Here is a 14,170-nt window from a genome sequence, read left to right as displayed (position 1 = left end):
TATGACAAGATGGCAGAGATGGTTTAACAAAAGTTTTGGAGCGAGAGGTTTGGGCGCGCTTGGAATCCGTGTTCCCGCTTTCCGTTGCAATAACTTTGTCAAAGTTCAAAACTTTGACAAAGTTGATTTCCTCTGCAATCGGGGCTAATGAGTTGGCGTCTTTTGTGTTGGGAATTTTAATTCAAAATAATGGTAAAAAACAGCATATTATATTAAGGTGTAAATCCAACTTTTTTGAGTCAATCATCGTTAAAAAATTACACTAAATCGGTATTTTAAAAAAAACGTTTACTTTTGTCCGCAGAAACAAACGGGATATGGCAAAGAATTTAGTTATCGTGGAGTCGCCGGCAAAGGCAAAAACAATCGAAAAATTTCTGGGTAGTGATTACCAAGTAGAGTCGAGTTACGGGCACATTGCCGACTTGCCTTCCAAAGAAATTGGAGTAGATGTTGAGAATGGTTTTAAACCTAAATATGAAGTCTCCTCCGATAAAAAAGCTTTGGTCACCAAATTAAAAGGATTAGCCAAAAATGCCGAAATGGTTTGGCTGGCTTCCGATGAGGACCGCGAAGGAGAAGCCATTTCTTGGCACTTGGCGGAAGAATTAAAATTAGACAAAAACAAAACCAAAAGAATTGTTTTCCACGAAATCACCAAAACCGCGATTCAAAAAGCGATTGAAAACCCACGCGGAATTGATTATAATTTAGTCAATGCCCAACAAGCCCGAAGAGTTTTAGACCGTTTAGTTGGTTACGAATTGTCTCCGGTCTTATGGAAAAAAGTAAAAGGCGGTTTGTCTGCCGGACGTGTTCAATCCGTATCGGTTAGATTAATTGTTGAACGCGAAAGAGAGATCCAAGAGTTCAAAGCCGTAGCTTCTTATTCCGTTACAGCCGAATTCACGAATGAAGCCGGAAAAGTGTTGAAAGCCAAACTGCCGAAAAACTTCGCCACCAAAAAAGAAGCAGAAGACTTTTTGCAAAAAAACATCGGTTCTGCTTATAAAGTAGCCGATTTAGAAACCAAACCCACCAAGAAAACACCGGCCGCACCGTTTACAACATCAACGTTGCAACAGGAAGCAGCCAGAAAATTATATTTACCCGTTGGTATTACCATGCAAATCGCGCAACGTTTGTACGAAGCGGGACTCATTACTTATATGAGAACGGATAGTGTGAACCTTTCGCAAGAAGCACAAGCCGCGGCTCAAGCAGAAATCACCAGTTACTACGGAGCGGAATTCAGCAAACCGAGAAATTTCAATACCAAATCAAAAGGCGCTCAAGAAGCCCACGAAGCAATCCGTCCAACAGACATGTCGCGTCACACTGTGAATGTAGAAAGAGACCAAGCCCGTTTATACGAATTGATTTGGAAAAGAACTTTGGCGTCACAAATGAGCGATGCTGAATTGGAAAGAACCAACGTAAAAATTGAAGCCAATAACCATTCAGAAGTTTTCCAAGCTACAGGAGAAGTAATCAAATTTGAAGGTTTCTTAAAAGTATACTTAGAAGGAAGCGACGATGACGATGAAGAACAAGAAGGCATGTTGCCGGCGTTGAAAGTCAATGAAAAATTGGCCAACAACAATATTACAGCAACCGAGAGATATACTCGTCCGGCATCAAGATATACAGAAGCTTCTTTGGTAAAGAAATTGGAAGAATTGGGTATTGGTCGTCCTTCAACGTATGCACCAACGATTTCTACTATCATCAATAGAAACTATGTTGAAAAAGGAAACCTAGAAGGTGTAGAAAGAAAATATGTTCAGCTGACGTTGAAAGAAAGCAAAGTGGACGAAAAGATTTTAAAGGAGAACACCGGTTCCGATAAAGGAAAATTGGTACCAACAGATATTGGAACCATTGTAAATGACTTTTTGGTTAAAAACTTTGCGGCAATTTTAGATTATAATTTCACAGCGAAAGTGGAGCAAGATTTTGACGAAATCGCCGAAGGAAATATCGATTGGGCCAAAATGATGCAGGATTTCTACAATAAGTTCCATCCTAATGTGGTTGAAGTAGAGAAAAATGCTGACCGTGAAAGCGGAGAGAGAATATTGGGTACCGACCCAAAAACAGGCAAACCGGTATCGGTTCGTTTAGGGAAATTTGGTCCGATGGCTCAAATTGGCGATGCCGAAGATGAAGAAAAGCAATTTGCGAGTTTGCGTCAGGAGCAAAATATTGGTAATATTACTTTAGAAGAAGCGTTGAATTTATTCTTGTTACCAAAGAACTTGGGCGAATACAAAGGCGAAGAAATAGAAGTGAGCAATGGTCGTTTCGGACCGTATGTTCGTTTCGGAAAACAATTTATTTCCTTGCCTAGAGGCGAAGATCCTTTGGATGTAACCATGGTTCGTGCACAGGAATTAATTGATGACAAAGCCAAAGCCGATGCGCCAATTGCGGTTTATAAAGACATGGATGTTCAAAAAGGCGTAGGTCGTTTTGGACCATTCTTAAAATGGAACGGCATATTTATCAATGTTAATAAAAAATACAACTTTGATAATTTGTCACAATCAGATGTGGCCGAATTGATTGAAGAGAAGTTGCAAAAAGACATCGATAAAGTAATCCACAATTGGAAGGAAGAAGGAATTTTGGTGGAAAAAGCCCGTTGGGGAAAATCGGTGATTACTAAAGGTAAAATCAAAATCGAATTGAATAAAGATATTGATGCTTCCAAATTGACTTTGGAACAAGTTCAGGAAATGATTGCCAAGAAAACACCTGAAAAGAAAACTGCTGCAAAAAAACCGGCTGCTAAAAAAACTACTGCAAAAAAATCACCTGCTAAAAAGAAATAAACTATGGAATTCGATTTTCTTTCACCCGTTGATTCTGAGATTATACAATATGTAAAGGCATTGTCATCTCAACACTTGGGCAGTAAAGTTGCATTTCATACAGATAAAGAATTTCCGGATACCGATAAGATTAAGATTGCTATTGTTGGCGTTTTAGAAAACAGAGGTGATGTAAAAGTTTTTGAGGAAGTCAATCTGAATGCCATTCGCAAAGAATTGTACAGTTTGTTTCCGGGCAATTGGCAAAGCTCTATGGCAGATTTAGGTGATATACTTCCAGGTAATTCCTTAGAAGACACTTTTTTTGCCTTGCAAAAGGTTGCTGCCAAATTAATTCGCAAAGGAGTAATTCCGGTAATTATTGGCGGAACACAAGACTTGACTTATCCTTTGTACAGAGCTTACGACAGTTTGGAGCAAATGGTCAATTTGGTTTCTATTGACAAGAAGTTCGATATTGGTAAACAAGAAGAAGGTATTTCTTCAGGTTCTTATTTGTCTAAAATCATCTTAGACGAGCCGAATAACCTGTTTAACTTTAGTAATATTGGTTTCCAAACCTATTATAACTCGCAGGAAGAGATCGATTTGATCGAAAAATTGTATTTTGATGCTTACAGATTGGGAGAAATTTCCAACAATATTGCTTTGTCTGAGCCTGTTTTCCGCGATGCAGACATTGTTAGTATAGATTTAAATTCTGTAAAGTCCTCAGATTCAGGAAATTTAATTAACTTTACTCCAAACGGCTTTGATGGAAAAGAAATCTGTAGCCTATCTAGATATGCCGGTATAAGTGATAAAGTAAGTTCATTAGGTATATTTAATCACAACAATATTAAAGAAGAAGCAGTGTTGATTGCTCAAATGATTTGGTATTTTACAGAAGGTGTTAATTATCGTTCTAATGAATATCCATTTGGTACCAAAGAGCATTATTTAAAATATATCGTTCCTTTGGAAAATGAAGAATTGGTTTTTTATAAAAGCAATAAAACCGACAGATGGTGGATAGAAATAAACTTTTTTTCGGGGCAACACAATAAATTGAAAAAAAATACGTTATTACCTTGTTCGCATGATGAATATTTAGCTGCTTGTAATCATGAAATACCGGAAAGATGGTGGAAAGCACAACGAAAAAACAGTATTTAATTTTAAAAAATAAATAAAAAAAGAAGCACATACATACACAAATACTTACAAAATGTATTAAAAAGTGTATTTTATCAGATAAAAAGTGTATTTTGTCGATAAAATATTTTTTTAATAGCATTTTAAATTCTATTTTTGGAAAGTGAAAGTCTATGTTTAAAAATAGTATGGTAAAATTTAATACTATTTAATTGCTTTTTTGAAAAATAATAAATAGGTTTACGCCCTTAAAAATAAAACATTCAAATAACCCCAATTTATATGAAGAAGGTCATTGCATTCGCATCAGTTTTAGCTTTATTAACGAGCTGTGGACGGTCAAGCGACAAAGGTGAGTTAGTAGGAGTTAAAGGAAAGAAATGGCATCCTGAGAAGCCATTTGGTATGACTTTAATTCCGGGTGGAGCATACATTATGGGTAAATCTGATGATGATTTAGCTAATGTACAAGACGCCCCAACTAAAACAGTAACGGTTAGATCATTCTACATGGATGAAACTGAAATAACTAACAGTGAATATCGTCAGTTTGTGGAGTGGGTTAAAGATTCTACAATCAGAGTTCGTTTGGCTATACTTGCCGATGAAGTTGGACAAACTTCAACAGGTAAGGGTGGTAAAGGCGGAAAAGGTGGTAGTATTGGTGATTTTGCCTTTGATGACAAAGATCCTGCAAAGATGACGCCTTATGATAAATACATGTATGAGAATTATTACAGTGTTGGGACTGATGATGATCCATATGCAGGTAGAAGATTGAATAAAAAAGTTAAACTTATTAAAGATACCAGCAAATATCCTGATGAATACTATTCAGAAGTAATGGATACCATGTATTTGCCGGTAGCGGAATCATTTAATGGTCTTAGAACTGTTGATGTGAGAAAATTAAAGTTCAGATATTCTTGGATGGATATTCAAGCTGCAGCTAAAGCAAAAGTAGGAAAAAGAAGTTCGTTCATCAGAACTGAGCAACAAGAAGTTTATCCTGACACAACTGTTTGGATTAAAGACTTTGCATATTCTTACAACGAGCCAATGCATAATGATTATTTCTGGCACCAAGCTTATGGCGAATATCCTGTAGTAGGGGTTACTTGGAAACAAGCTAAAGCGTTTTGTGCATGGAGAACATTAAACAAGAATTCATACATTAAGTCAAAAAAGAAGAAAAACAGACCTGATTTAATCAACTCATTCAGATTGCCGACAGAGGCAGAATGGGAATATGCCGCCAGAGGTGGTTTAGAATCAGCAACTTATCCTTGGGGTGGTCCATATGCTAAAAATGACAGAGGTTGTTTCTTGGCAAACTTCAAACCAAACAGAGGAGATTATGCAGCTGATCAAGCTTTATATACAGTTGAAGCAAAATCATACGAGCCTAACGGATACAATTTGTATAACATGTCTGGAAACGTTGCAGAATGGACAGATTCATCTTATGATGCTGCTGCTTACGAATATGTTTCTACGATGAACCCTACTGTTGGTGATTCAAAAAACATGAGAAAAGTTGTTCGTGGTGGATCTTGGAAAGACGTAGCTTACTTTTTACAAGTAGGAACTAGAGATTTTGAATATGCTGATACTGCAAGAAGTTATATCGGTTTCAGAACTGTACAAGATTACATGGGAACTCAAGTAACTAAAAATGGTAAAGCACCTAAAAAGTAATTTCAAAACCAACTTAATTATATTTAACTTAACTAACTAAAATTTTTATTATTATGGCATTATTAAGCAAAAAAGCAATGAATTTCGCTTACGGGATGGGAGCGGCGGTTGTAATCATCGGAGCACTATTCAAAATACAACACTGGACTGGAGCAAGTTTAATGCTTATCATTGGGCTTTCAGTTGAGGCATTAATCTTCGGTTTGTCAGCTTTTGATCCGGTAGATAAAGAATTAGACTGGTCATTAGTATATCCAGAATTAGCAGGGGGAGAAGCAAAAGAAAGAGGTAAAAAAGAAGAGGCAAAGGATGCTCAAGGTTTATTGTCTCAAAAATTAGACGCTATGTTGAAAGAAGCTAAAATTGATGGCCAATTAATGGAAAGCTTAGGAAACAGTATTAAAAACTTCGAAGGTGCAGCCAAATCAATTTCTCCAACGGTAGATGCTATGGCAGGACAAAAGAAATATGCTGAAGAGATGACAAAGGCAGCTGCCAACATGGAAACTTTAAATGGTTTATACCAAGTGCAGTTACAAAGTGCTGAAAGAAACGCTCAAATCAACAACGAAGTTGCTGAAAACAACCTAAAATTAAAAGATCAAATGCAATCTTTAACATCTAACTTGTCTACATTAAACAATGTATACGGTGGTATGTTATCTGCTATGAGTAACAAAGGATAATTAGTTTTTGAACTATATTTTTATTAACAAAACACTAACTAATTAGAAAAAATGGCAGGAGGAAAACTAACCCCTAGACAGAAGATGATTAACCTAATGTACTTGGTTTTCATCGCGATGTTGGCATTAAACATGTCGAAAGAAGTATTAACGGCTTTTGGTTTGATGAACGAAAAATTTGAAGGCGTAAATAAATTCTCTGAAGAGTATAATACAAGTTTATTAGGAACGTTAGAGCAAAAAGCTGAAGATGATCCTACTCGTTTCAAAGGTCCTTTAGACAAAGCAAATCAAGTTAAAGCTATTTCGAAAGAACTTTATGATTATTTAGGTGCCATCAAGAATGATGTTTCTAAAGAATTTGATAGAGAAGAGAATGGCAAGTTGCCATACGAAGCAATGGACAAAGGTGGTTACATCGATGAAAATTGGTTTGAAGGTGATAAATACTCTGCAAAAGGAAATGAAATCATCTCAAAAATTGAAAAATATAAAAAAGATGTAACGGCAGTTTTTGGTAATGATGTGAAATACCAAATTATCGTTAATAAAATCAACGAGAAGTTTAATTTAGGAGATGTTAAAGATCAAGATGGTGTTTCAAAGAAATACTTATCTTACCACTTTGAAGGTTTCCCTGCAATTGCTTCTATTGCAAAGTTGACTAGTATGCAAAATGATGTTCAAGCTACTGAGCAAGACATCTACAATGCATTAATTGGAAACACTATAGCACAAGCGGCTTCTTTGAAAAATTTCCAAGCAATGGTAATTTTAGAAAAGAATGTATTCTTTGAAGGTGAAACAGTTAAAGGTAAAGTGGTATTAGGTAAATATGACGCTAACACAGTACCAACCAGTTTCTCTGGTCCGGGTAAAATCGAAAACGGTCAAGCAGTTATCTCCATGACGGCTGGTGGTGTTGGAGAAAAAACCATTAACGGTACGTTCTCATTCATGGAAGACGGAAAACCGGTGCCATTGAAATTCGAAGGAAAATATGTTGTAGTCCCTCGTCCAAATTCAGCTAATATTTCTGCTGATAAAATGAATGTAGTATATAGAGGTTTACCAAACCCAATGACAATCTCATTCGCAGGTATTCCTGAAAGTGATGTTACTGCTTCTGCTCCTGGATTATCTCCTGCAGGGAAAGGCAAATACAACTTAAATCCTGGTTCAGGTACTGAAGTTATTGTAACTGCAACCGGTAAAATGGCTGACGGTAAATCTGTTTCAGACAAAAAAGTATTCAGAATTAAGAATATCCCAGCTCCACTTGGTGCAATTGCAGGATCAACTGGAGTAACTAAAGGTGCAAAACAACGTTTACAAGTATCACAAATTACAGCTGTTTTACCTGATTTCTTATACGACTTAACCTTTGAAGTAACTCAGTTTACTTTTAAAGTGCCAGGTCAACCAGCAATCATTGTAAACGGAAACAGAGTTAATGCTCAATGTGCCGCAGCTTTGACCAGAGCAGCAAAAGGAGATCAAGTAACTATTTCAGATATTAAGTCTAAAATATCTGGTCAGTCTATTAAGACCCAAACAGCTGCACCGGTAATTTACGAAATACAATAATTTAAGTTGATAAAAACCTACTTAAATAACTTATATTATAATAATTATGAAAATTAGAAATCTTTTATCAGTAGTTTTTGCAGTAGCAATTAGTGCTTCAACTTTTGCTCAGTCAAACTTGTTGAATTCCAAAACTCCGGATGAGATTGGAAAGAAAACGCCTGCTCAGTTAATTTCTGACAACGACAAACCATTACCTTATGGTTATGTGCACGACAGAGATGTATTGATGGGTAAAACCATTTGGGAGTTTGTGGATGTTGATGAAAGAATTAATTTTCCATTGTATTATCCAATAGACACTAATTTTGTTGGAAAAGAAAGAAGATCACTATTTGATGTTTTGGTTAAAAATATCAAAAGCGGTAAGATTACCGAAGTATATGGTGATGATTATTTCAATTCGAAAAAATCATTTAAAGATATGGAGTCTTCTTTTACATATATTGATACTATTCCAGCCGGTATAGATGAGTATAACAACTTTATTGATGAATATAAATCTGGTGCAAAAGTATTAGATCCACAGTATATCAATAAAAAAGAGTTGGATGCCAGTTATATTTCAGGTTACAAAATTAAAGGCTATTGGTATTTTGACAAACGTCAAGGTGAATTGAAATATAGACTTTTAGCGCTTTGTCCTGTAACACCTGAGGCAAAAGAAGCAGGTAATGAAAATGCAGACGTTATTGATTTATTCTGGGTTTATTTCCCTGCGGTAAGAGATATTTTGCATGAGGCCAAAGCTTTCAATGATAAGAATTCCGCGATGCCGATTACCTTTGATCACTTGTTGAATTCCCGTAGGTTTAGCGGTGAGATTTACAAGGAAGAGAATGTATACGGTGACAGAGAAATTCAACAGTACATGAAAGACAATTCTCAAATGCAACTTTTGGAAGCAGAGCGTATAAAAGAAAAGATTCGTAGCTTTGAATCGGATATGTGGAATTACTAAGAAATAATTTCTATTACAATATAAAAACTCTCATCTTTACGGTGAGAGTTTTTTTTAGTTTATCATTATGCTTGATTATATCATAGTTGGTTCAGGTTTGGCGGGAATTGCTTTTGCAGAAACCCTTTTGCAAAACCATAAATCCTTTGTGGTTTTTGACAACCATTCGCAGAACTCTTCCAAAATTGCCGGTGGTTTGTATAATCCGGTTATCTTAAAAAGATTTAGTCAAGTTTGGAATGCCAATGAACAATTAGAATTAGCTGATATCTTTTATCAAAGAATAGAAGCTAAACTAAATACTCAAGTTGATTTTAAATTGCCCATTTACAGAAAGTTTTTCTCAATAGAAGAGCAAAACAATTGGTTTGCTGCTTCGGATAAGCCGGCTTTGACACCATTTCTTTCGACGGAAATTGTGCATAAGCAATATTCAGGCATTGATGCTCCTTTTGGTTATGGCGAAGTTTTGCATACTGGTTATGTAGATACCGAAGTGTTATTAAATCAGTATCATGCTTATTTGAGAAATCTTGATTTATTAGTTGAAAGTGCTTTTGATTACAGCGAATTAGAAGTTTTAGACGACAATCTTCGGTACCAAAACTTAAAAGCGAAACATATTGTCTTTGCTGAAGGCTTTGGGATGCACGCTAATCCGTTTTTTAAACATTTGCCGCTTGATGGTACGAAAGGGGAATTATTCATCATTAAAGCACCCAAATTAGATTTGGATGTGATTGTGAATACAAGCGTGTTTATTTTGCCATTGGGGAATGACCTTTTTAAAGTGGGTGCTACTTATAACTGGGGAGACAAAACCGATTTGCCAACTGAAGAAGGCAAACAAGAACTCATTGACCGAATCAAAGAAATCCTGACTTGTGATTTTGAAATTATTGACCATTTTGCAGGAGTGCGACCAACGGTGAAAGACAGAAGACCTCTTTTGGGAACACATCATTTGCATAAAAATCTACATATTTTGAATGGTCTTGGCACACGAGGTGTAATGCTGGCACCGGCAATGGCTTTGGATTTATATGATTATATTGAAAACGGAAAGGCTTTGGATAAGTCGGCTGATATTAGAAGGTATGGTTTAGCCAAGTAGTTTTTCTTTTTAACTAGGCATAAGGCAATAGGCAATAGGCATTAGTGTGGTATTGAGACTGGCTTGTATGACTGTGCAATCGACAATGTAGGGTTAACTAGGCATAAGGCAACAGGCAAAAGGCATTTGGGTGACTCAACAATCGACAACCTGCCTGCCGGCAGGCAGGGATAGGCTTAACAATAAGCAAGATTGGTTCAACAATCGACAAGATAGGCTTAACAATAAGCAAGATAGGTTCAACAATTGACAAGATAGGCTTAACAATAGACAAGATAGGCTCAACAATAAGCAAGATAGGCTTAACAATAGACAAGATAGGTTTAACAATAAGCAAGATAGGCTTAACAATAGACAAGATAGGCTTAACAATAAGTAAGAGTTGTTTCTTATGGTGATTACAATTTTTTTAACCGCAAAGAGCGCAAAGTTTTTTACGCAAGGGTCGCAGCGTTGCAAAGTTTCGGGATTTACTTTTTGAGAGGGGAAAAATGAATAATAAAAAAGCCTGATTGTTTATATCAGGCTTTTTGTTTTTAAATGGGCACGGATTTTAAATCCGCGCCATCTGGCTATATTTTCAACCCTTTTATTAGTAAGTATTCTGTGGAGTTGAAGCCGTATTGGGCTTTTACGCTGTCTTTTTATTCTTATGGCTGTTTGGGAGAGGAGGTCGTATTTTGTAATACGGACGGTGTTTGCCTGGGCGAATTGGGTGAAGGTGTTCATTACTTCGGCATTGGCGGTAACGGCACTGTTGTATTTGGCTGTTAGGGCCGGTACTGTAAGTGTGGTGTTTGCCGGGGTATAATTGTTTCCGAAATTGGTAAGGTTTACGATTAAGTCGGAGAAGAATTGTACTTTGGAGTTATAGGACTGGTAAGACTGGCTTACGGTTTCTTCGTTGGGAGTAGTGGAAGCAGATTTTTTGATATTGGCTCCTCTTATTTTGGCGATGATGGCAGCTGCATCGGTGGCTTCTTTGGCGGTTCTGCCGTAGATCACTTTAATGGCGCCGTTTATAGGAGATAACAATTTTTTGATGGAATCATCCCCTGTGTCAAATATTCTTTGCCTATTGTCAACCGCTAGGGAATAGCTTTGCTTGTTGGTGGCTACGGTGTTGTTTTCACTTTTGATTTCAGTGATTAGCGTACTGTAATTGTTGATACTGTACTCCGGTTTTACCGGAACATAGCCGTTGAAATTTTGTAATGCAGCTACTAATTTTTCTGCGTTACCGATACGTGCTCCGTAACTTACTTCTGAATTTGAACTCATAATTTTAAGGTATTAATAGATTACATGCGAACTATTTCGCACAAAACCCTTTGCAAATGGTTTGCCAAAGTTTGTGAGATAAGTTTTAAAGTTTTGTTAAAGTTTTGGTTTTTTTCTTTAGCTTTGTTTTATACGTAATTGGTTTATAAGCTTGTAGATATGGCAAAAAGCAATACAGTATAGTATGACTGCGTTTGTAATTGCGGCTATCAAAAGACCTTCTCTTACTATTTATATTTAATAGATTTACGATATGAAAAAAGTAATCTCCTTATTTTTATGTTTGTATTCTTTACATTCTTTTTCACAAGCACCTATGATTGCGTGGCAGAAATTGATTGGAGGCAATAATATGGAAGATGCTTTTTATTCCTTTAATTATAAGAATGGTAATCTATTTTTAGTTGCTAGTTCAAATTCTAATATTTCAGGGGATAAAACCGAAAACTCTAGAGGGTCGTATGACTATTGGATGGTAAAAGCAGATGTCAACGGAGCTATTACCTGGGATAAGACTATGGGTGCAGGGGCTGTTACAACGTTCGGTCCTGATACGGATATAGTAAGTTCTGTTTTTGAAAGCTCTGATGGGAGGGTTTTAGTTGGAGGATTTTCAGAATCTAATATATCTGGAGAAAAGACGGAAGTCAGTAGAGGAGATTATGATTATTGGATTTTAAATTTAAATTCTGATGGAGACATCCAATGGGATAAAACCTTGGGAGGAGAAGGATTAGATACAGTAACTGATTTTTTTGAAACTACCGATGGTAACTATGTTGTTGCAGGGACCTCTCAATCTTCTATTACTGGAGACAAAACAGAAGCCTCAAGAGGAGGAGCCGATTTATGGATTTTAAAATTGAATATTTCTGGAAATATTATTTGGCAAAAGGCCATCGGAGGTTCGGGGTTTGATATTTTGACTAAAATTGTACCAACCGTTGATAATGGTTTTATCGTTGCTAGCTCGTCAACATCAAATATATCAGGGGAAAAGACAGAGAACAGTTATGGTGCCGGTGATTTTTGGATTATTAAACTTGATGTCAATGGTGTAATACAATGGCAAAAAACCTTGGGAGGAAGTGGTGTTGATAGCCCATTTTCTATCATTAAAACAGTCGATGGAGGTTATATTGTTGGAGGTAGGTCTAATTCCTCAATATCAGGATTGAAAACAGAAAATTCCAGAGGGCTTTATGATTTTTGGATTGTTAAATTAACGGCTACCGGTGAAATAATGTGGCAGAAAACAATTGGAGGCAGTAATGATGATACTTTGACACAGATACATCAGTGTATAGACAATGGATATATTATCACAGGTACTACCTTATCTCCTATTTCGGGGGATAAAACAGAAGCTACAAAAGGAGATTATGACGCTTGGGTTGTTAAGGTTGATGAAAACGGCAACATACAATGGCAAAAAGATATTGGAGGTAGCAACTATGATGGGTTAGAGTGGGTCACACAATTAGCTGATGGTTCATTTATTCTTGGAGGAGGTTCTAACTCATCAAATTCTTTTGATATTACTGAAACGAATCATGGACAAAACGATATATGGGTAGTGAAATTAAACCCTGAAAATTTGGCTACAACCGGTTTTGAAGTGTTGCAAAATGCTAATTTATATCCTAATCCTACCTATGGAATTATAACGATTGATTTTGAATCATTAGTGGATAATTTTACTGTTACTGTGAGTAACCTTTTAGGACAGAACATCAGTAAAGATGATTTTTCTAATCTAAGCACTCTTCAGATACCTATCGTTGGTCAATCGGGGGTTTATTTTGTTACTATACAAACAAAATTAGGTGCTAGAAAAGTATTTAAAGTCATCAAAGATTAATTTTTTTAGACAAGACCATTTAACCCTAACTTGAGAAAGTTGGGGTTTTCTTTTTAGAATAATCCCGTTAGGGATTTTATGTTGGTAAAAACCGTTTGACAATTGATAGGGGAATCCCGTTAGGGATGGTATGATTGAGATTGGGTTTTTATTGTTGTTATATCATCCCTACGGGATTTTGATTGATTGCGTTATTTTTTTTCTACCGATATTTAACACCTATGGTGTTTGCCGCAAAGAGATTGTTTAGGATTTTGATTTTGCAAAGGATGATGTGATTCTTCTCTGCGTTCAGAATGACAAAGGGTTGGGTGGTTTGTGCATGATGGGTTGTTTATCGAGATTAAACAGCTACGGTGTTTGACGAAAAGTAAATGTTAGAAATCCTGATTTTGCAGAAGACAAAACCTAGTTAGCCCAGATGGTAGCTAGCTACCTTGTAGCGCGAACAGCGGGAATATGGACTCCTAAAATGCCCAAGCCTTTCGCTTCTACTTCTTAACCGCATTCTTATCAAAATGCACAAAAATATTAATGTAAATATTGCGTGAAAGTCTTGCCGTTATAGGCATTAATGCAATCAGCGCCACCATGATGGCTACAAAAGATTGCAAAAGGGTTAAACCGATAATTACTTTAGCAATGATAAAAGCCGCGACACCGATGCCAACTGTTAATCCATAACTGACATACATAGCGCCATAAAAAAAGGAAGGTTCTATTTGATAATGGAGTCCGCAATGGCTACAATTGTCGTGCATGGTGTAGATATTTTTCAGGTTATAGGGATTTGGGTCAACATACATGCTTTCTTCTTGACATTTCGGACAACTTCCTGTTAAAATACTATTTAGTTTGGATCCTTTTTTTAACATTTGCAAAAATTTTAAATTTATAAGTTACGGCTCTCGGGCTTCGGGTTTACAAAGGTACTTTATAGCAATCTTTTTACCTGTAACTTTTGTAACAAATCATTATGTTAAACATACACAATTTATCGGTTTCGTTTGGTGG

10 protein-coding genes are annotated in these 14,170 nt (G+C 36.3%); 8 read left to right on the top strand and 2 right to left on the bottom strand.

The annotated features are described in order from the left end of the window. The first annotated feature begins 317 nt into the window (after positions 1–317). From topA to ACK4HO_RS03435, 7 genes are all read left to right on the top strand, one after another. A complete protein-coding gene (topA, locus tag ACK4HO_RS03465; protein WP_409662616.1) occupies positions 318–2,834 on the top strand; it encodes a type I DNA topoisomerase in 2,517 nt (838 codons plus the stop codon). A gap of 3 nt (positions 2,835–2,837) precedes the next feature. After that, positions 2,838–3,989: a formimidoylglutamase gene (locus ACK4HO_RS03460; protein WP_409662613.1), complete on the top strand. Its 1,152-nt coding sequence runs from the start codon at positions 2,838–2,840 to the stop codon at positions 3,987–3,989. A gap of 261 nt (positions 3,990–4,250) precedes the next feature. Beyond that, on the top strand, positions 4,251–5,666 hold the full coding sequence (gene gldK / locus ACK4HO_RS03455; RefSeq protein WP_409662610.1) for a gliding motility lipoprotein GldK: 1,416 nt from the start codon (positions 4,251–4,253) through the stop codon (positions 5,664–5,666). 53 nt (positions 5,667–5,719) lie between these two features. Next, positions 5,720–6,352: a gliding motility protein GldL gene (gldL, locus tag ACK4HO_RS03450; protein WP_409662607.1), complete on the top strand. Its 633-nt coding sequence runs from the start codon at positions 5,720–5,722 to the stop codon at positions 6,350–6,352. A 51-nt stretch (positions 6,353–6,403) separates the two neighbouring features. After that, the gene (gldM, locus tag ACK4HO_RS03445) at positions 6,404–7,939 is read left to right on the top strand and encodes a gliding motility protein GldM (RefSeq protein WP_409662604.1); all 1,536 of its coding nucleotides are present in this window, start codon (positions 6,404–6,406) and stop codon (positions 7,937–7,939) included. A 46-nt stretch (positions 7,940–7,985) separates the two neighbouring features. Beyond that, on the top strand, positions 7,986–8,900 hold the full coding sequence (gene gldN, locus ACK4HO_RS03440; protein ID WP_409662601.1) for a gliding motility protein GldN: 915 nt from the start codon (positions 7,986–7,988) through the stop codon (positions 8,898–8,900). 67 nt (positions 8,901–8,967) lie between these two features. Further along, the gene (locus tag ACK4HO_RS03435) at positions 8,968–10,014 is read left to right on the top strand and encodes an NAD(P)/FAD-dependent oxidoreductase (RefSeq protein WP_409662598.1); all 1,047 of its coding nucleotides are present in this window, start codon (positions 8,968–8,970) and stop codon (positions 10,012–10,014) included. Positions 10,015–10,530: 516 nt separating this feature from the next. Here ACK4HO_RS03435 and ACK4HO_RS03430 read toward each other — a convergent pair. Beyond that, positions 10,531–11,295: a hypothetical protein gene (locus tag ACK4HO_RS03430; protein ID WP_409662595.1), complete on the bottom strand. Its 765-nt coding sequence runs from the start codon at positions 11,293–11,295 to the stop codon at positions 10,531–10,533. 253 nt (positions 11,296–11,548) lie between these two features. On the opposite strand from ACK4HO_RS03430, the gene ACK4HO_RS03425 reads away from it, so the two are divergent. Beyond that, positions 11,549–13,156 carry a T9SS type A sorting domain-containing protein gene (locus ACK4HO_RS03425; protein WP_409662593.1) on the top strand — a complete coding sequence of 536 codons (1,608 nt, stop codon included), beginning with the start codon at positions 11,549–11,551 and terminating at the stop codon, positions 13,154–13,156. Positions 13,157–13,647: 491 nt separating this feature from the next. Here ACK4HO_RS03425 and ACK4HO_RS03420 read toward each other — a convergent pair whose 3' ends face one another. Beyond that, positions 13,648–14,031 (bottom strand): DUF983 domain-containing protein, encoded by a 384-nt coding sequence (locus tag ACK4HO_RS03420; RefSeq protein ID WP_409662590.1) that lies wholly within the window; start codon positions 14,029–14,031, stop codon positions 13,648–13,650. Positions 14,032–14,170 lie beyond the last annotated feature (139 nt).

The sequence above is a fragment of the Flavobacterium sp. genome (assembly GCF_046296355.1).
Classification (GTDB): Bacteria; Bacteroidota; Bacteroidia; order Flavobacteriales; family Flavobacteriaceae; genus Flavobacterium.
This window is presented reverse-complemented; position numbering and strand designations above follow the sequence as displayed.